This window comes from Pseudomonas sp. DWP3-1-2, from assembly GCF_049896285.1.
Classification (GTDB): Bacteria; Pseudomonadota; Gammaproteobacteria; order Pseudomonadales; family Pseudomonadaceae; genus Aquipseudomonas.
Genome location: NZ_JAFCTZ010000008.1, coordinates 41,633 through 60,177 on the forward strand (window position 1 = coordinate 41,633; position 18,545 = coordinate 60,177).

Sequence of the window (18,545 nt, forward strand, 5' to 3'; positions counted from 1 at the left end):
GTTAATGTTCCCCGCTTCGGCACAGGTTTAGACTGCGCCCCGAGTTTCGATCCTTCATGTCGCTGGCCGCGATGTGATTTAGCCGGAGTTGCCAGAGTGGCAGCTCGGCCTGTTCTAAGGAGTACGCATGGCTGTCTACAACTACGACGTAGTGGTACTGGGTTCCGGCCCTGCTGGAGAAGGCGCGGCGATGAACGCCGCCAAGGCGGGGCGCAAGGTTGCGATGGTCGATAGCCGTCGGCAGGTCGGCGGCAATTGCACTCACCTGGGCACCATCCCGTCCAAGGCATTGCGTCACTCGGTCAAGCAAATCATCCACTTCAACACCAACCCGATGTTCCGGGCCATTGGCGAGCCGCGCTGGTTTTCGTTTCCTGATGTGTTGAAAAACGCAGAAATCGTCATTGCCAAGCAAGTGTCCTCGCGTACCGGTTACTACGCACGTAACCGGGTGGATGTGTTCTTCGGGACGGGGAGTTTTGCTGACGAACGCAGCGTCGATGTGGTGTGTCCCAATGGCGTGGTTGAAAAACTGGTCGCCAATCAGATCATCATCGCCACTGGCTCGCGGCCTTATCGCCCGGCGGATATCGACTTTTCCCACAAGCGTATCTACGACAGCGACACCATCCTCAGTCTGGGTCATACCCCACGCAAGCTGATCATCTACGGTGCCGGTGTTATTGGCTGCGAATACGCCTCGATTTTCAGCGGTCTCGGCGTGCTGGTTGAACTGGTGGATAACCGCGATCAACTGCTGAGTTTCCTGGATTCGGAAATTTCCCAGGCGTTGAGTTATCACTTCAGCAACAACAACGTCATGGTTCGCCACAACGAAGAGTATGAAAAGGTCGAAGGCCTGGACAACGGCGTGATCCTGCACCTTAAATCCGGCAAAAAAATCAAGGCCGACGCTTTGCTGTGGTGTAACGGCCGTACCGGCAATACCGACAAGCTGGGCCTGGAAAACGTGGGCATCAAAGCCAACGGCCGTGGTCAGATTGAGGTGGATGAAAACTATCGCACCAGCGTGCAGAACATTTATGGTGCGGGCGACGTCATCGGCTGGCCGAGCCTGGCCAGTGCCGCTTACGATCAGGGCCGTTCAGCCGCTGGCAGCGTGGTGGATAATGGCAGTTGGCGTTATGTGAATGATGTTCCCACCGGGATCTACACCATCCCGGAGATCAGCTCCATCGGCAAGAACGAACAGGAGCTGACCCAGGCCAAGGTGCCTTACGAGGTGGGCAAGGCATTCTTCAAAGGCATGGCCCGGGCGCAGATTTCCGGCGAGCGGGTGGGCATGCTGAAAATTCTGTTCCACCGCGAAACACTCGAGGTGCTGGGCGTACATTGCTTCGGTGACCAGGCGTCCGAGATCGTGCACATTGGCCAGGCCATCATGAACCAGCCCGGCGAAGCCAACACCATGAAGTACTTCGTCAACACCACGTTCAACTACCCGACCATGGCCGAAGCCTATCGGGTCGCTGCTTACGATGGCCTCAACCGGCTTTTTTAAGCGACTCCGGCCGGTGGCCTGAGCCGGCCGGGGAGACCGATTTCAGTAATTCCCGAGCGTGGCGCTGGCCAAACCGGGAAAGTCTGTAATCAGGCTGTCTACGCCGAAGTCCGCGAGCCTGCGCATCAGCGCGGGTTCGTTGACTGTCCAGACCGACACGTGCAAACCCTGATTCTGGGCTTTCTTCAGCCGTTCGGGAGTGCACAACGTCCAGTTCAACGCCAGAATCTCGCAGCCGTAGCTTTGCGCGACCTTCAACGGGTCCAGCCAGGCATATTCGGCCACCAGCCCGCGAGCGATATCCGGCGTCAAATCCATTGCCGCACGCAGCACTTCCCTTGAGCTCGACGTGATGGTGATCCTGTCCAGCAAGCCATGCTGTTGCGCAAGCTCGCGAATCGCCAGCACGGTGGTGGCGGCGCGGGTGCGCGACGCGCTTTTGACTTCCAGCTGCCAGTGTTCGAAGTCGCACTTTTCGAACAGCTCTTCCAGTCGCGGAATCGGGCAGGCATTGACCCAGCCGGGGCCGCCTTTGCGTGCGTCGTAGGTGATCAGGTCGGCGGCCAGATGTTCGTTGACCTTGCCTCGCCGGTCCGTGGTGCGTTTGAGGGTGGGGTCATGGATAACCATCAACTCCCCGTCGCGGGACAAATGCAGGTCCAGTTCGCAACGACGGACGCCATGCTTGAGGCACTCCTGGAAACTGGTCAGGGTGTTTTCCGGTGCTTCGCCTTTGGCGCCGCGGTGGCCATAAATAAGGGTCACGTTTACTCCTGGTGGCCTTCAAGGCGTCGTTCGGGGTGTGCATTGGAAGCTTGTCATTGTTCATCGTTGGCCGGGCGGCGCCCGTGAGCGGCAAAAAAAAAATGTGCAGTCGCTCACGGATACCCCTGGCAACGAAAAGGCGTTCCTTATTCAGGCGCTTGCTTCTCCAGTGCCTGGCGTCTCTGCTGGGCTTGTCGTTGCAAAATGTATCGCGCCAACAGTTGTCGTTGTGAGTCGGGCAGCTCGACAAACTCGGTGCCGATGTCGAACTGACCATCTGCCAAGGTATCGCAGTGGGTGACTTTGGCCAGCATCATCAGCGCCGAAGCCTGCGGCATGAGCACCATTTTGATCGACAGGTGTGCATCCAGGGCATACGCCTGGGGCGAATGAAACTGCACGCCGCCCTCGGAAATGATCACGTGCTGCGGCGCGCCCAGCTTGCCCAGCGCAGTCTGGGCAACCACTTGCCCCAGCAGATCGATACGCTTGCTCAAGGACTTGAGCAAGCTGCTCAGGACCCGATCACGCTCGTCCAGCTGGCGCAGCAAGTGCTGGGATTCAAACTCGTTGATATGCAGTTCGCTGAGCAGCTCGAACAGTACCGAGGTCTCGCGCATGGCATTGCGTTCAGTCGTATCGGTGCTGGACAGCAGGTTAATTTCCAGTGCGACGCTGTCTTCGATACGGTAGTATTCGCGGCGTTCTTCTTCATCTAATGTCGACATGGCGAATCCATGGTAGCTGCGGTTGTCAGAGTCAATGCTCAGAGTGTTTCGAGTGTAAGGCTGCACGCCAAGACCCGCCACAAGGACGTTCCCATTCCTCCGAACAAGTCCCTAAATGTTCAGACCTCTTTTTGTATTCATCGGCACGCGTTATACCCGTGCAAAACGCCGTAACCATTTCGTCTCCTTCATTTCGCTGACTTCCATGATCGGGCTCGCCCTGGGCGTCGTGGTGATGATAGTCGTGTTATCGGTCATGAATGGTTTCGATCATGAGATGCGCACCCGCGTGCTGGGGATGGTGCCTCACGCCACCATCGAGTCCGGCGAGCCCATCAGTGACTGGAAGTCGCTGGCCGACAAGGTCAAGCGTAACCCGCAGGTGCTGGCCGTTGCGCCCTTCACCCAGATGCAGGGGCTGCTGACCCACAACGGCAACGTGCAGAAAGTCCTGCTCAATGCCATCGATCCGGCCCAGGAACGCAACGTTTCGATCATTGACAAGTTCATGACGCAGGGCAAGCTCGACGATTTGTCTCCCGGCAGCTTCGGCATCGTCATCGGTGACAAGGCGGCGACCAAGCTGGGGGCGAAAATGGGCGACAAGCTGACGTTCGTTGCCCCTGAGGTCACCGTGACGCCGGCCGGTATGTTTCCGCGCATGAAACGCTTCACGGTCGTCGGCATTTTCCATGTCGGTGCCGGCGAGCTGGACGGTTACCTGGGCCTCACCAATCTTGACGATATTGCCCGGCTGCATCGCTGGAAACCGGATCAGGTGCAGGGTCTGCGCTTGAAGTTCGATGACCTGTTCCAGGCTCCGCGCACCTCTTACCAAATCGCTCAAGCCCTTGGCGAGCAGACGTATTACGCCCGCGACTGGACCCGCACCCACGGCAATCTGTATCAGGCGATCCGTATGGAAAAAGCCATGATCGGCCTGCTGCTGTTGCTGATCGTCGCGGTCGCGGCGTTCAACATCATTTCCACGCTGGTCATGGTGGTCAATGACAAACGAGGCGATATCGCCATTCTGCGCACCCTGGGCTCCACGCCGGGGCAGATCATGGCGATTTTCATGGTGCAGGGCACGGTGATCGGGGTGGTCGGGACCTTTATTGGCGCCGTGGTCGGCATCATCGCCGCGCTGAATGTCAGCGCTGCTGTCTCCGGCCTCGAAAGCCTGATCGGCCACAAGTTTCTCAGTGCCGACGTGTACTTCATTGACTATCTGCCATCACAGCTGATGGTTGAAGATGTGGTGCTGGTCTGCGGCGCCGCATTGATCCTGAGTTTTCTCGCCACCCTGTATCCGGCCTGGCGCGCAGCGCGTACCCAGCCGGCGGAGGCGTTACGTTATGAGTGAGTCGGGCATGAGTGATAAAGCAGTATTGAGTTGCCGTAACCTGGGCAAATCCTATGAGGAAGGCCCGGAATCGGTGGTGGTTCTGGCCAACCTTCAGCTTGAGCTGTTTCCGGGCGAGCGCGTGGCGATCGTGGGCAGTTCGGGTTCGGGCAAGAGCACCTTGCTGAACCTGCTGGGCGGGCTGGACACGCCGTCCCAGGGCAGTGTATGGCTGGCTGGTGAAGAGCTGTCGGCGCTGGGCGAAAAAGCCCGCGGCCTGCTGCGCAATCGCTCTCTGGGTTTTGTGTATCAGTTTCACCACCTGTTGCCGGAGTTCACCGCCCTGGAAAACGTCTGCATGCCGCTCCTGATCGGCAAGACGGCGATCCCGGAAGCGCGCCAACGCGCCACGGCGCTGCTGGAGCGTGTGGGGCTGGGGCACCGCTTGCAGCACAAACCGTCGGAGTTGTCCGGTGGCGAGCGCCAGCGTGTCGCGATTGCCCGTGCGCTGGTCAATCAGCCTGGGCTGGTGATGCTCGACGAGCCCACCGGCAACCTGGATCATCACACCGCACAAGGCATTCAGGATCTGATGCTCGAACTGAGCACGTCCTCGCGCACCGCGTTCCTGGTGGTCACCCACGACATGAGCCTGGCTCGACAGATGGATCGGGTGCTGCGTCTGGAAAACGGCCATTTGGTAGCCGCCTGATTGCACAACCCGGCGCAGGTGATCGCGCAGGGATCGTCTTTTTCTGCGGTATTTTCACGGTGTTATTCAAATGTTCCGACCGTTATCGATTTTCATAGGCGCGCGCTACACCCGTGCCAAACGCCGCAACCACTTTATCTCGTTCATTTCCATGACCTCGATGATCGGGCTGGCGCTGGGCGTGCTGGCCATGATCGTCGTGCTGTCGGTGATGAACGGCTTCCAGCGGGAAATGAGCTCGCGGATTCTCGGCATGGTGCCCCATGCGGTTATCGCGGGCGTGACGCCGCTGGATGACTGGAAACCCGCCGCCGCCGCCGCCCTGAAGAACCCTGAAGTGACGGCGGCCGTCCCCTTCACCGAAATGGACGGCATGCTGTCCTATAAAGGCTCGATGCAGCCCATCCAGATCAGCGGCGTTGATCCTGCGCTAGAGCATGAAGTCTCGATCGTTGCCCAGCACATCGTGCAGGGCAAACTTGAAGACCTGAAAGCCGGGGAATTCGGTGTGGTGCTCGGCGAACTCACGGCGCGGCGTTTTCGCCTGAATGTCGGCGATAAATTGACCCTGATCGTGCCGGAAGTCAGCAGCGCGCCCGGCGGCATTACCCCGCGCCTGCAACGCCTGACCGTGGTGGGTGTATTCAAGGTGGGGGCCGAGCTTGATGGCTCCATGGCGCTGATCAACGTTGCCGACGCGGCGCAAATACAACACTGGCAGCCCAATCAGGTGCAAGGCGTGCGTCTGGCCCTCAAAGACCTGTACGCCGCGCCACACGTCTCGACTCAGATCGCCACCAGTCTGGGCAGCGATTACCGGGCCGATGACTGGACGCACACCCAGGGCAGCCTGTTCAGCGCGATGAAGATGGAAAAAACCATGATCGGTCTGCTGTTGCTGATGATCGTGGCCGTGGCCGCCTTCAACATCATCGCCACGCTGATCATGGTGGTGAACGACAAGGGCGCGGACATCGCGATCCTGCGTACCATCGGCGCTACGCCGCGGCAGATCATGGCGATCTTCGTGGTGCAGGGCACGGTGATCGGTATTGTCGGCACGTTGATCGGCGGTGTGCTGGGCGTCATCGCCGCCATTAATGTCAGCAGTCTGGTGGGCTGGCTGGAGCGGGTCAGCGGCCAGCATATCTTCAGTTCCGATGTGTACTTCATCAACAGCCTGCCTTCTGAGCTGCAAGGTGGCGATGTCCTGCTGATTTGCAGTGCCGGTTTCATCCTCAGCTTCCTGGCGACGGTTTACCCGGCCTGGCGTGCGGCGCAGATCCAGCCGGCCCATGCGTTGCGCTATGAGTGATCTGCGGGGCTAGACACGTCTACTTTTTGTAGGCGCGAATTGTGGGAGCGAATGTATTCGCGAATGCGGTTATTCAGTCGATGACGATGTCGGCCGTGCCAACCTCTTCGCGGATAAATCCGCTCCCACACTGGTTTTACACGGTGTATTGATTCGGCAGCTCAATGACAAACCGTGTCAAACCTTCCCCGGATTCGCAGCGAATCGTTCCGCCATGGGCCTGGATGATCGAGCGTGTGATCGCCAGGCCTAGCCCGGCATGTTCGTGGCTCTCCCGGCGAGCCGGGTCGGCGCGGTAGAACCGGTCGAACAGCCGGGGCAGGATTTCGGGGGCGATGGTCGCGCCGCTGTTTTCGATGCTGATCGTGACCTTGTGTTGCCTACTGCCCAAGCTCACCGTTACCTCGCCACCTGCGGGGGTGAAGCGCAGGGCGTTATCCAGCAGATTGGAGAAAACCCGGCGCAACATCGTGCGGTCGCCGTCGAGGCCGGCCTGGCCTTCACAACGCAGATTGACTTGGGCGTCTTCGGCCAGCGGTGCGAAGAATTCCAGCACCGTGTCGGCTTCCTCTCGCAGGTCCAGGCGTTCTCGTACCGGGGTGATCAGGCCATGTTCTGCCTTGGCCAGATAGAGCATGTCGTTGACCATCTGCGCCATGCCTTGCAACTCTTCCAGATTACCCAGCAACGCCTCGCGATAATCTTCCCGCGAGCGCTCCCGGGTCAGTATGACCTGGGTGTGCGTCAGGAGATTGGACAGCGGCGTGCGCAGCTCATGGGCGATGTCGGCGGAAAAAGCCGAGAGTCGCTGGAAAGCGTCATCGAGCCTTTCAAGCATGGCGTTGAAGGCTTGCGTCAGGTCTGCCAGTTCGCTGGGCATTTGCGCTTCGGGCAGGCGGGTGGTGAGGGAGCTGGCCGATACGCTGGCGGCGATTTGGCTCATCTGGCGAAGTGGGCGCAGTCCACTCCGCGCAGCCCAGGCTCCCAACAGCGCTGTGGCCAACGCAGACAGCCCAATGGTCAGCCAGATCAGTCGCTGCATGCGCTGCAGGAAGTGCTGGTGGTGAGTGATGTCCAGCATCAGCGTCAGTTGTGCAGACTCAGTCGAGTGTTCGACCAGAGGAGCGTGATAAAGGCGATAGGCCGTCCGGGTATCACTCTGGGTATGCAATGTCTCATGGCCTTCGGATTGCGCTGGCGGCAGGCTTGAGTTATCGAACCAGACTGCTCCATCGGAACCACTGACCCGCAAGGCGAGATCGGGCTGGCGGCTCAGTTCAAGGCGCAGTTCACCTTCGCGAGCGAGTAATGCTTCACGAGTTGAAACACCCTGCAATACGTTGCGCAGTGGCGGCAGTTTGCTGTCGAGGAGTTGCTGGTCCAGTTCCATGAAGTGGGTTTCACTGGCACGATTAAATAGCACGCCAGCGGTCAGGGAGACGACGGTGGTGCAGGCCGCAAACAACAAGGCCAGACGGCTGGCCAGCGAGATTCGTCGAATCACGACGGGCGCTCTTCCAGCACGTAGCCCATGCCTCGCACCGTATGGATCAACTTGTCGGGAAAGTCGTCATCGACCTTCAGTCGCAAGCGACGTATCGCCACTTCGATCACATTGGTGTCGCTGTCAAAATTCATGTCCCATACTTGGGATGCAATCAGTGATTTGGGCAGCACTTCGCCTTGCCGGCGCATCAGCAATTCCAGCAAGGCAAACTCCTTGGCTGTCAGGTCAATGCGCTTACCGTCCCGCTCCACCCGTCGGCGCAGCAGGTCCAGGCGCAGGTCGGCCAGTTGCAGACAGGTTTCCTGAGCCGCGTTACCGCCACGTCGCAGCAGGGTTCGAACCCTGGCCAGCAGCTCGGAGAAGGCAAACGGCTTGATCAGATAGTCGTCTGCACCCAGTTCCAGGCCTTTGACCCGATCTTCTACCGCATCGCGCGCGGTCAGGAACAGCACCGGCGTTTCCAGACCGGCACTGCGCATGGCCTGGAGAATCTGCCAGCCGCTGCGGCCCGGCAGCATCACATCGAGAATCAACAGCGCGTAATCGCCGGTCAACGCCAGGTGCTGGCCAGTGGTGCCGTCAGCCACCAGTTCAGTGCTGAAGCCCGCTTCGCTCAAGCCTTGGCGCAGGTAATGACCGGTTTTCGGTTGATCTTCGACGATCAGTAGTTTCATGAGTGACTCACAAGCGTGACGAGGCTGCTTTATAGCGCGGGTGGGCGGCATGAGCGTCAACCTGACAGATTTGTAATCTTGTTGTCAGCTCGCCGCCAGCGCCCGGCTTTTAATGTGTGACCATCGATTGTCGCTTATTTGGAGACACCTATGCGTTCCCTCGCTCGCCTCACGCTGGTGGTTGTACTGTTGAGTGCCAGTCAGCCATTGCTTGCATCGCCAGCGTCTTCTGTTGACTTCGGACACGCTGCGCCGAAGGCCAGCGCCACCCGTACCGTAGAGCTGACGTTGGGCGATATGTTTTTCGAGCCCAAAAACGTGCAGGTCAAGGCGGGCGAGACGGTGCGTTTCGTGCTGGTGAACAAAGGGCAATTGCTGCATGAGTTCAATTTAGGTGATGCGGCGATGCACGCGCATCATCAGCAGGACATGCTCAAGATGCAGGAAAGCGGTCTGTTGATGCCCACTGGCATGAACCATGGCGGGATGGCCCATGGCATGGACCACGGCAAGATGGCGATGCGGCATGATGACCCCAACAGTGTGCTTATCGGGCCGGGTAAAACCGCCGAATTGACCTGGACGTTCACCAAGGCTCGTGATCTTGAGTTTGCGTGCAATATCCCCGGCCACTATCAGGCCGGGATGGTCGGTAAGCTGACGATTACCGAGTAGGCGCTGAAAACCGGGCGCAAAGTCTATAAACTGCCCGGTCTAATCCGTCCGCTACATGTGATTCAGGTACCGCCATGCATCCCGCCGCCGAACACTCCCCGCTGGGCAAGTCCAGTGAATACATCGCCACCTATACGCCGTCTCTGTTGTTTCCTATTCCTCGCGCTGCGAAATGGGCCGAGCTGGGGCTGACCGCGCAGACGTTGCCGTATCAGGGTGTCGACTTCTGGAACTGCTACGAATTGTCCTGGCTGCTGCCTTCCGGCAAGCCGGTGGTGGCGATTGCCGAGTTCAGTATTCCGGCCGATTCACCCAATATCATTGAGTCCAAGTCCTTCAAGTTGTACCTGAACTCGCTGAATCAGACGCCGTTTGCGGATCGCGCCGCGCTGGTGGCGACCCTTGAAAAGGATCTGTCGGCCGCAGCGGGCAAGCCGGTGGGCGTGCGCATTCGCAGCCTGGCCGATATCGAGGGTGAAGGCGTTGCCGTGATGCCGGGCAGTTGCATCGATGAACTGGACGTGACGATTCACAGCTACGACCGACCGCAACCTGAGCTGTTGCGCTGCGACGATTCGCGGGTGGTGGAGGAGGCGGTGCACAGTCACTTGCTCAAATCCAATTGCCCCGTCACCAGCCAGCCGGACTGGGGCAGTGTCGCGGTTCACTACCGGGGTGCGGCGCTGGATCACGCAAGCCTGTTGGCTTACATCGTCAGCTTCAGGCAGCACTCGGATTTTCATGAGCAGTGTGTCGAGAGGATCTTTCTTGATCTTCAGCGCTTGCTCAAGCCAGAAAAACTGACCGTCTATGCGCGTTACGTGCGCCGTGGCGGGCTGGATATCAACCCCTATCGCAGCACCGAAGCCGTCAGCTTCGAGAATGGCCGCCTCGCTCGGCAATAGATCATCGGTCGAGCGGGCCGCGGCTCGCTGACTGTCCAGCATCCTGTGGGCGCGAGCTGATTCCCACAGGATCGCGTCCTGTCAGATCCCGATATTGCCCAATGTCACCACGATGTTGCGCAAGGTGCCAGCGATGCCGGGGTGTTCGAGCTCGAAACGCTCTACGGCGAGGTTGACGCCATCCGCAAGACTGGAATCCTGAGTGACCGTTTCCAGTTCAATCTGCGATTCGATCTGCTGCATCAGAAGGTGCAGGTTTTCGCGTTCGCTCTCGGACAGCGGCGGGTTCTGCTCCAGTTGCTCGCGCAGGGTATTGAGTTGTTCTTGCAGTTCGCGGGCAGGCATGACGTGCTCCTTCATTGATAAGTCTGTCCCATGGACCTCGTCGCCGGGCGAAAGGTCCTCGATGACTATAAGACTAATCCACTACGGTGCAGTCTGCATGATGTTGATCAAGCCAATGCGCAGCCGCTCAGGGCTTTTCGCCTTTGCTGCGGCGCAATGCGATGTCGGCTAGGCAGGATTCGAGCTCTCCCAGGTGATCGATCACAGAATGCACGCCCAGCGCGTACAGTTGCAGCGTCGCCTGGCCACGGCGGTACTCGCGCTCGGCATTGTTCAGGGCTTGCCACTGCGCCTGTGACAACCCGCACAGGGAGCCACAGGACGCGAGGCCGATGGTCCATAGCCCCGCGTTGAGGCCCGATTGCAGCAGTTTGGGTTCGCCGCTGACCACTACGCTGCCTTCGAGTTGACTGACCCCCAGTGCCATGAGTGCCTGCCAGCAGGCGTGCGGCGCCGGCCAGGGTGTCGATGCCCTCGGGGCGGGAACGATCAATGAAGGCAGCGAGCGGGCAAGCAACAGGCTGATGGACTCGGGCAACTCATCCAGCCAGGCGCAGGGCACACCTTGCGTGTTCAGGCTTTGCAGAGCGGGCAGAGCACCTGCTGTGGCCTGACCCTGCTCGCTGTCGATCAACTTTTTTGACGCTTGCGCGCCGAAATCCACCAGGCAGCCGCTGAGGCCAAACAACACGGCCGTGAAGGCGGGCAGGGGAGTATTGACCGGCGCAAGCATGGTGATCTCTCTGAAATACCGAGAAACGCTACTGGCCTTTTGTGACAGCTAGATGAACGTCTGATGATGGTGTTTAAAAACTTTTGCCGCTCTGACGGCTTTGCCTGTCAGTGACCCTGCCTTATTTAGTCGATATGGCTTTATACTGCCCGCCTTGATGATGTGGGGGCGTAGCGCCCGCTTGATTACTTTACTAGGAGTGTCAGCTATGCCCGTGACCGGTGCAGGCTTTTTTGATCGTCTGGCTCAGTTGTGTATTTGCGCCGGTGTTGCACTGGTTCCGATGGCCGCCCAGGCTGCCGACGATGACCCGTGGGAAAGCGTCAACCGTGTGGTCTTCCGCTTCAACGACACGATTGATACCTATGCCTTGAAGCCGATTGCACAAGGTTATCAATACATAACCCCGCAGTTTGTCGAAGATGGCGTGCATAACTTCTTCAACAATATCGGCGACGTGCGCAACCTGGCCAACAACGTCCTGCAGGCCAAACCTGCTCATGCCGGCGTTGACACGGCTCGACTGATTTTCAATACCACGTTCGGCCTGCTGGGTTTCATTGATGTCGGTACGAAAATGGGCCTGCAGCGCAGCGATGAAGACTTCGGTCAGACACTCGGCTACTGGGGTGTAGGAAGCGGCCCGTATGTGATGCTGCCGTTACTCGGCCCAAGCACTGTGCGCGACACTGTCGCCATGTACCCGGACACTTACACTTCCGCTTACCACTACGTGGATCACGTGCCGACCCGCAACACGGCCCGGGCCGTGAACATCGTCGATGCCCGCGCGAGCCTGTTGTCGGCCGAGCGCATGATCACGGGCGACAAGTACACCTTTATCCGCAATGCGTATTTGCAAAATCGCGAGTTCAAGGTGAAGGACGGCCAGGTCAAAGACGATTTCTGATTGCCCTGATGTGATCGAACAGGTTTGATTGAACAAAGGCGACCGAGGTCGCCTTTTTCTTTTCAAAATGTGAGTCAGTTCCGCTGAAGATCAGCTCATGGAGATGATAGTCAGTCCCAGTTTCTGACCGCCGTCTTCCATGTCTGTCAGCCAGACCACTTCTGTTTCCGCCTCAAGCCCCTTGAGCGCGGTATGTTCGGAATCAATCCTTACGCTGAGCTTGTCACCGACCTGAAAGGTGCGCGGGGCCTGCACCTGCATGCCGGAGCTAGACAAATCAATGCACACTGCTGGAATGATCTGGCCGGCATACAGCAAGCTGATGTCGGTATCTACACGCATGCGGATGTAATCACGCTTTTCGTCGTAGTCTCGACCATTTGTAGTCATGGTTTGTCCTTCACTTTCGTTGCTTATTTGCCTGTTCTTATAACTCTGCGCGATTTGCGATGTAAAGACGCAATGCGACCGCTGACGCACGCTTGAAACGCCCGGCGGATGGGAGTACCGTCTGCGCCTTGAAGGGCACCTCTGAAACGCCAAGCCAGGGCCAAAAGTCGCGGCGCGCTGTCAGAGAGGCTAGAAGCGAATCCAGTAAGCTGACCCGTACACCCGGTCGTTTACGCCAACCTAATCTGGCGCCGTTTGCCCACATGCAAAAAACCAGTGCCACGCTGCTGATAATCGATGACGACGAAGTGGTGCGAGCCAGTCTGGCTGCCTATCTTGAGGACAGTGGCTTCAGCGTTCTGCAAGCCGGCAATGGCTTGCAGGGCATCGAACTGTTCGAGAAGGAAACGCCTGATCTGGTGATCTGCGACTTGCGCATGCCTCAGATGGGCGGGCTCGAACTGATTCGCCAGGTAACCAGCCTTTCTCCCGAAACGCCGGTCATCGTCGTTTCCGGCGCCGGTGTCATGAATGACGCGGTCGAAGCGCTGCGCCTGGGTGCCGCCGATTATCTGATCAAGCCGCTGCAAGACCTCGCCGTGCTGGAGCACTCGGTACGGCGCGCCCTTGACCGTGCTCGTTTGCTGCAGGAAAACCAGGTCTATCGGCAACAGCTGGAAACGGCCAATCGCGAGCTGGAAGCCAGCCTTCATCTGTTGCAGGAAGACCAGGATGCCGGTCGTCAGGTGCAGATGAACATGTTGCCGATCAGTCCCTGGGCCATTGATGAATTCAAGTTTGCCCACGAAATCATTCCGTCGCTGTATCTGTCGGGAGATTTCGTCGATTACTTTCGCGTCGATGAGCGTCGGGTTGCGTTCTATCTGGCGGACGTTTCCGGGCATGGCGCTTCTTCGGCGTTCATTACCGTGCTGTTGAAGTTCATGACCACGCGCCTGTTGTTCGAGTCCAAACGCGGCGGCACCCTGCCAGAGTTCAAGCCTTCGGACGTGTTGGGTCATATCAACCGGGGTTTGATCAGCTGCAAGCTGGGCAAGCATGTCACCATGGTGGGCGGCGTGATCAACGAGGACACCGGGAAGCTGACCTATGCCGTGGGCGGCCATTTGCCACTGCCTGTGCTGTATTCGCCGGGTGAGGCGCGGTACTTGGGCGGGCGTGGTTTGCCGGTAGGTCTGTTCAATGAAGCGACTTATCAGGACCATGAAGTGGACCTGCCGGATTCCTTCAGCCTGACCCTGCTGTCAGATGGCATTCTGGACCTCTTGCCGGGTGATACACTCAAAGAGAAAGAAGCCGCGCTACCCGAAATGGTAAAAGCGGCGGGCGGCAGCCTGGATGGTCTGCGTCAGATTTTTGGATTGGCCACGCTAGGGGAGATGCCGGATGATATCGCCTTGTTAGTGCTGAGCAGGAACCTTGAATGAGTACCGGTAGAATCCAGTTCGCCGAGCAGGACGGCACCTTTGTCCTGAAGTTCGTTGGGGAAGTACGTCTGACCCTGTGTTCGGCGTTGGATGCGACGATTGAAAGAATCTTCACGGCGCTGAATTTTTCGGCAGTCGTCATTGATTTGACCGAAACCCGCAGCATCGACAGTACAACCCTTGGCTTGTTGGCCAAGTTGTCCATCTTGTCTCGTCAGAAAGTCGGCTTGTTGCCAACGGTGGTGACCACCCACGAAGACATCACCCGGCTTTTGCAGTCGATGGGTTTCGATCAGGTGTTCAATATTGTCGACCGTCCGATTCCGCGGCCTGAATGCCTGACGGACTTGCCCTCTCAGGATCAGTGCGAAGAGGTGGTCAAGGCCAAGGTGCTGGAAGCGCACAAGATCCTCATGGGTCTCAACGATTCCAATCGTGAAGCGTTCCACGACCTGGTCAACGCGCTGGAGCGTCACTAGCCACCCACAACGGGTAGGCAGCAAAAAGGGCGACACCCGTGAGGGTGTCGCCCTTTTGTGTTTTCAGACCTTGGCTGAGAGCAGCTTTTCGAGCTTCTCCTGGTCGCGAGCGAACTGACGAATACCTTCAGCCAGTTTCTCCGTGGCCATGGCATCTTCGTTGGAGGCCCAGCGGAACTGGCTTTCAGTCAGGGTTTGACGCGGCTCTCCGGCATTGCCCGGTGACAGCTTGCGTGCCAGGGAGCCATTGTCTTCTGCCAGTTTTTGCAGGAGTTCAGTACTGATGGTCAGGCGGTCGCAACCTGCCAACTCTTCGATCTGGCTGATATTCCGGAAGCTGGCACCCATGACCACGGTTTTGTAATCGTTGGATTTGTAATAGTTGTAGATGCGGGTTACCGACTGTACACCCGGATCCTCGGCACCCACGTAGTCCCGGCCTTCAGCTTTCTTGTACCAGTCGTAGATACGGCCCACGAATGGGGAAATCAGGAACACGCCAGCGTCGGCGCAGGCCTGGGCCTGGGCGAAGGAGAACAGCAGCGTCAGGTTGCACTGAATGCCTTTCTTCTCCAGCACTTCGGCAGCACGGATGCCTTCCCAGGTTGATGCCAGCTTGATCAGGATACGATCGGTGCCAATGCCGGCCTTGTCGTACAGGCTCACCAGATGTTCGGCGCGTTCGATACAGGCTTTGGTGTCGAAGGACAGGCGGGCATCGACTTCAGTGGAGACGCGCCCCGGCACAACCTTGAGAATTTCCTGGCCGATGGCGACGGAGAAGCGGTCGCTCGCTACGTTGATATCGCCGTTGCTGCCGCTGAACGCTTCTTTCAGGCGGGCTGCGTTGCTGTCGCTTGAGGCGGCCTTGAGCAGTAGGGAAGGGTTGGTCGTGGCATCGACCGGCTTGAGCTTTTCAATGGCACCGAAATCGCCGGTGTCGGCAACAACCGTGGTGAACGCTTTGAGTTGATCCAGCTTGGAAGTCATGAGTGTGCTCTGTCCTGTGCGGTTGGATGACATTACCCGAGCATCGGCGACCCCTCAAGCGAGCTGTGCGAAAACGGCTGCGCTCCATAGGCGGCGTCACCGCTGCTGCGGGCCCTTGTTGAGAGCAAGACGTCAATGCGCGAGAGTTCGACGAGTCGATTCTGCTGGTTTTGAGCCCCGGCGGGGCTGCTTGTTCCCGGTGATTTGCGAAACCCGGACTGCTGGCGTCAGGTGGTTCCCCCGGCCAGGGGCTTCTCTTGATAGACTTGCAGCCTTTCGCCACGCCGACTCGAGACACGTAGAGCTAATGTCCCACACAATCGCTGTTCAAAAGAATTCCGCCTCTACGCTATCCCGTCGCTTTTCTGTTGCCCCGATGATGGACTGGACTGACCGCCACTGCCGGTTTTTCCTGCGTCTGTTGTCGAAACATGCCTTGTTGTACACCGAAATGGTGACCACCGGTGCGTTGCTCAACGGCGATCACGAGCGTTTTTTGCGTCATGACGAGGCCGAGCATCCCTTGGCCCTGCAGTTGGGCGGCAGCGTTCCCGCCGATCTGGCCGCCTGTGCCTGCCTGGCCGAGGACGCCGGTTACGACGAGGTGAACCTGAACGTGGGTTGCCCCAGTGACCGGGTACAGAACAACATGATCGGCGCCTGTCTGATGGCTCACCCGCAGTTGGTGGCCGATTGCGTGAAGGCCATGCAGGACAGGGTTTCGATACCGGTCACGGTCAAGCACCGCATTGGTATCAACGGCCGGGACAGTTATGCGCAGTTGTGCGACTTTGTCGGGACCGTCCGGGACGCTGGATGCGAAAGCTTTACCGTGCATGCGCGGATCGCGATTCTGGAAGGGCTTTCGCCAAAGGAAAATCGCGATATTCCGCCGTTGCGGTATGACGTCGTCGCGCAGTTGAAAGCCGACTTTCCCGAGCTGGAAATCGTACTCAACGGCGGTATCAAGACTCTTGAGGACTGTCAGGAGCACTTGCAGATTTTCGATGGCGTGATGCTGGGGCGCGAGGCGTATCACAACCCCTATATTCTGGCTCAAGTCGATCAGCAGCTATTCGGCAGCCAGGCACCGGTGATTTCCCGGGCTGAAGCGTTGGCGGCCTTACGCCCCTACATCGCGGCGCATATCGCCAGCGGTGGGTCGATGCATCACATCACCCGGCATGTGCTGGGGTTGGGGCAGGGCTTCCCCGGCGCCCGGCGCTTTCGCCAGTTGCTGTCGGTGGATATTCACAAGGCCGAACACCCGTTGGCGCTATTGGATCAGGCGGCACAGCTGTTGGAAGGTCGATAGTGTTTTGGCGCCTGAGCCGTTCAGGTGTAGACGCCATCCGCCACTCAAGTCATTCCGTTGGGTCCGTCCAGCACCTGGCGCACCTTGCGCGCCAACGCCAGGGGCATACAGGGCTTGGCAATGACGTCGAATTCCGATCCGCCGATGTCCGTCCTTTCAATCGAGTTTTCCGCGTAACCCGTGGTCAGCAGCACCTTGATTTTGGGCAGGCGTCTTCTCACCTCTCTGGCCAACATTACGCCATTCATGCCGCCGGGCATGATCAGGTCAGTGAACAGCAAATCGTAAGATGAGCCGGCGTCGAACTTTCTCAGCGCCTCCCGAGCATTGAGGGCGATGTCGGTGGCATAGCCCAAATCCTCAAGCACCATTTTCGACAGCTCAGCCACGTCCGGGCGGTCTTCGACGATGAGAATGCGCTCATAGCCCGTGCGACCTTGAGGCCGGTGCGGTGCGTCGGTCGGGGTGATACCGGCTTCGTCCATGGGGAAGTGCAGCTTGATCGTAGTGCCTATGCCTTCTTCGGTGTAAATGTGCGCGGCGCCACCGGATTGCCTGGCGAACCCATAAACCATGGATAACCCCAGCCCTGAGCCTTCCTCCTTGGTCGTGAAGAAAGGATCCATGGCGCGGTCGCGAATGCCAAGAGGCATGCCAATGCCGTTGTCGGTCACCGAAATGCGCACATAGCAGCCCGGCAATAACCCGTCGTGAGGCATAACCGCAACGTCGTCAATTCTGACATTGCGCGTTTCGATGAGGATTCGAGGGTTCTCCCGTCCCGCCAACGCATCTTTGGCATTGATGACAATATTCAGCAGCGCCATCTCGGCCTGGGTGGGATCGATTCGGCAGTTTTTCAGGTCTGGATCCAGATCCATTTCAATCTGCACTTCTGACCCAAAGGGGGGCTCAGCCAGGATATGGCTGTGGGTGACCAACGTGTTGAGGTTCAGGACCCGGCCATCCAGCTTCTGCTTTCTGGAGAAGGCCAGCAGTTGCTTGGTCAGCGTGCTGGCTTTCTCTACGGCGGCCTTGGTGTGGTGGATACTGCGATTCACGCGATTGCGATCAATCTCGGGCTTTTCCACGGCCGAGCCAATCAGGTCGATGTAGCCGCCCATGACTTGCAACAGGTTGTTGAAGTCGTGAGCGATGCCTCCGGTCAATTGGCCGAGCGCTTCCATCTTTTGTGCCTGACGCAGGGCTTCTTCTGCATCACGTCGACGGCTGATATCCAGTTGTGAGGCAAAGAAGTACACCAGTTCGCCATCGTCGTTGTAGATAGGCGAAATAAACAGGGCATTCCAGAATGAAGAGCCGTCCTTGCGGTAGTTGAGGATTTCGGTGGACAGGTCGGTGCGCTCGGCAATCGCTGTCTTGATCGCGTCGACCGTCGCGCGATCCGTTTCAGGACCTTGCAGGAGTCGGCAGTTGGAGCCGATGATTTCGGCGGCGGTGTAGCCGGTCATTTGCAGAAAGGCGCTGTTGGCAAAAATGATCGGATTATCGGAGCTGTGGGGATCCGTCACGATCATCGGCATGCGTGTGGTTTCCACCGCAGCGAAGAAAATGTTCTTGCCAGGGGGGGAAATGTCACCAGAGGAAGCGTTATCGACGCGAGATGGTCTGTCCGGCACTGCGCTGTCTCCGGTCTGATTGAATAGATCCCGATACCCTGACGGGACGAGGCGGTGTCTTAATGAGTGTTTTTAAGCCATGGATTGTCTCGTTCGAATGGTTTTGTGGATTGAAGTTCCGTGCAGTTGATTGAGTCCGATGCCAAT

Annotated in this window: 19 protein-coding genes; 10 read left to right on the forward strand and 9 right to left on the reverse strand. The window is 58.4% G+C overall.

Annotated elements, in window-relative coordinates; all coding sequences use genetic code 11:
* Window positions 1-127: 127 nt before the first annotated feature.
* The gene (sthA, locus tag ACP7B0_RS17190) at window positions 128-1,522 is read left to right on the forward strand and encodes a Si-specific NAD(P)(+) transhydrogenase (protein ID WP_426142656.1); all 1,395 of its coding nucleotides are present in this window, start codon (window positions 128-130) and stop codon (window positions 1,520-1,522) included.
* 42 nt (window positions 1,523-1,564) lie between these two features.
* Here the strand turns inward: sthA and ACP7B0_RS17195 are convergent, their stop codons facing one another.
* The gene (locus ACP7B0_RS17195) at window positions 1,565-2,287 is read right to left on the reverse strand and encodes a glycerophosphodiester phosphodiesterase (protein WP_426142657.1); all 723 of its coding nucleotides are present in this window, start codon (window positions 2,285-2,287) and stop codon (window positions 1,565-1,567) included.
* Window positions 2,288-2,433: 146 nt separating this feature from the next.
* Window positions 2,434-3,015 carry a PilZ domain-containing protein gene (locus ACP7B0_RS17200; RefSeq protein ID WP_426142658.1) on the reverse strand — a complete coding sequence of 194 codons (582 nt, stop codon included), beginning with the start codon at window positions 3,013-3,015 and terminating at the stop codon, window positions 2,434-2,436.
* Window positions 3,016-3,130: 115 nt separating this feature from the next.
* Between ACP7B0_RS17200 and ACP7B0_RS17205 the strand changes: the two genes are divergently transcribed.
* The 3 genes from ACP7B0_RS17205 to ACP7B0_RS17215 all read left to right on the forward strand — a co-directional run bounded on the left by ACP7B0_RS17205 (window position 3,131) and on the right by ACP7B0_RS17215 (window position 6,387).
* The gene (locus ACP7B0_RS17205; protein WP_426142659.1) at window positions 3,131-4,381 is read left to right on the forward strand and encodes a lipoprotein-releasing ABC transporter permease subunit; all 1,251 of its coding nucleotides are present in this window, start codon (window positions 3,131-3,133) and stop codon (window positions 4,379-4,381) included.
* 7 nt (window positions 4,382-4,388) lie between these two features.
* Window positions 4,389-5,072, forward strand: a complete 684-nt coding sequence (gene lolD, locus ACP7B0_RS17210) for a lipoprotein-releasing ABC transporter ATP-binding protein LolD (RefSeq protein WP_426142660.1) — start codon at window positions 4,389-4,391, stop codon at window positions 5,070-5,072.
* 70 nt (window positions 5,073-5,142) lie between these two features.
* Window positions 5,143-6,387, forward strand: a complete 1,245-nt coding sequence (locus ACP7B0_RS17215) for a lipoprotein-releasing ABC transporter permease subunit (RefSeq protein WP_426142661.1) — start codon at window positions 5,143-5,145, stop codon at window positions 6,385-6,387.
* 136 nt (window positions 6,388-6,523) lie between these two features.
* On the opposite strand, the gene ACP7B0_RS17220 is transcribed toward ACP7B0_RS17215, so the two are convergent.
* Both ACP7B0_RS17220 and ACP7B0_RS17225 read right to left on the reverse strand, forming a co-directional pair.
* A complete protein-coding gene (locus ACP7B0_RS17220; RefSeq protein ID WP_426142850.1) occupies window positions 6,524-7,888 on the reverse strand; it encodes a heavy metal sensor histidine kinase in 1,365 nt (454 codons plus the stop codon).
* Window positions 7,888-8,568, reverse strand: coding sequence for a heavy metal response regulator transcription factor (locus tag ACP7B0_RS17225; protein WP_426142662.1), 681 nt, complete (start codon window positions 8,566-8,568; stop codon window positions 7,888-7,890). The genes ACP7B0_RS17220 and ACP7B0_RS17225 overlap by 1 nt, the downstream gene beginning before the upstream one ends.
* Before the next feature lie 150 nt (window positions 8,569-8,718).
* On the opposite strand from ACP7B0_RS17225, the gene ACP7B0_RS17230 reads away from it, so the two are divergent.
* On the forward strand, window positions 8,719-9,243 hold the full coding sequence (locus tag ACP7B0_RS17230) for a cupredoxin domain-containing protein (protein ID WP_426142663.1): 525 nt from the start codon (window positions 8,719-8,721) through the stop codon (window positions 9,241-9,243).
* Window positions 9,244-9,317: 74 nt separating this feature from the next.
* A complete protein-coding gene (gene queF, locus ACP7B0_RS17235; RefSeq protein ID WP_426142664.1) occupies window positions 9,318-10,148 on the forward strand; it encodes an NADPH-dependent 7-cyano-7-deazaguanine reductase QueF in 831 nt (276 codons plus the stop codon).
* Between the two features lie 81 nt (window positions 10,149-10,229).
* Here queF and ACP7B0_RS17240 read toward each other — a convergent pair whose 3' ends face one another.
* On the reverse strand, window positions 10,230-10,493 hold the full coding sequence (locus tag ACP7B0_RS17240) for a DUF4404 family protein (protein ID WP_426142665.1): 264 nt from the start codon (window positions 10,491-10,493) through the stop codon (window positions 10,230-10,232).
* A 127-nt stretch (window positions 10,494-10,620) separates the two neighbouring features.
* Entirely contained in the window at window positions 10,621-11,226 is a 606-nt protein-coding gene (locus ACP7B0_RS17245; RefSeq protein WP_426142666.1) for an HAD family phosphatase, read from the reverse strand.
* A 208-nt stretch (window positions 11,227-11,434) separates the two neighbouring features.
* Here ACP7B0_RS17245 and ACP7B0_RS17250 point away from each other — a divergent pair, with 208 nt between their 5' ends.
* The gene (locus tag ACP7B0_RS17250) at window positions 11,435-12,136 is read left to right on the forward strand and encodes an MlaA family lipoprotein (RefSeq protein ID WP_426142667.1); all 702 of its coding nucleotides are present in this window, start codon (window positions 11,435-11,437) and stop codon (window positions 12,134-12,136) included.
* A gap of 90 nt (window positions 12,137-12,226) precedes the next feature.
* Here the strand turns inward: ACP7B0_RS17250 and ACP7B0_RS17255 are convergent, their stop codons facing one another.
* Window positions 12,227-12,526: a PilZ domain-containing protein gene (locus ACP7B0_RS17255; protein WP_426142668.1), complete on the reverse strand. Its 300-nt coding sequence runs from the start codon at window positions 12,524-12,526 to the stop codon at window positions 12,227-12,229.
* A 263-nt stretch (window positions 12,527-12,789) separates the two neighbouring features.
* Between ACP7B0_RS17255 and rssB the strand changes: the two genes are divergently transcribed.
* Window positions 12,790-13,974 (forward strand): two-component system response regulator RssB, encoded by a 1,185-nt coding sequence (rssB, locus tag ACP7B0_RS17260; protein WP_426142670.1) that lies wholly within the window; start codon window positions 12,790-12,792, stop codon window positions 13,972-13,974.
* Window positions 13,971-14,453: an anti-sigma factor antagonist RssC gene (gene rssC / locus ACP7B0_RS17265; protein WP_020294101.1), complete on the forward strand. Its 483-nt coding sequence runs from the start codon at window positions 13,971-13,973 to the stop codon at window positions 14,451-14,453. The genes rssB and rssC overlap by 4 nt, the downstream gene beginning before the upstream one ends.
* A 63-nt stretch (window positions 14,454-14,516) precedes the next feature.
* Here the strand turns inward: rssC and tal are convergent, their stop codons facing one another.
* A complete protein-coding gene (gene tal / locus ACP7B0_RS17270) occupies window positions 14,517-15,443 on the reverse strand; it encodes a transaldolase (protein WP_426142671.1) in 927 nt (308 codons plus the stop codon).
* Between the two features lie 307 nt (window positions 15,444-15,750).
* Here tal and dusA point away from each other — a divergent pair, with 307 nt between their 5' ends.
* On the forward strand, window positions 15,751-16,758 hold the full coding sequence (dusA, locus tag ACP7B0_RS17275; RefSeq protein ID WP_426142672.1) for a tRNA dihydrouridine(20/20a) synthase DusA: 1,008 nt from the start codon (window positions 15,751-15,753) through the stop codon (window positions 16,756-16,758).
* A gap of 44 nt (window positions 16,759-16,802) precedes the next feature.
* On the opposite strand, the gene ACP7B0_RS17280 is transcribed toward dusA, so the two are convergent.
* Complete coding sequence (locus ACP7B0_RS17280) at window positions 16,803-18,398, reverse strand: histidine kinase famiy protein (RefSeq protein WP_426142673.1); 1,596 nt, start codon at window positions 18,396-18,398, stop codon at window positions 16,803-16,805.
* Window positions 18,399-18,545: the final 147 nt, after the last annotated feature.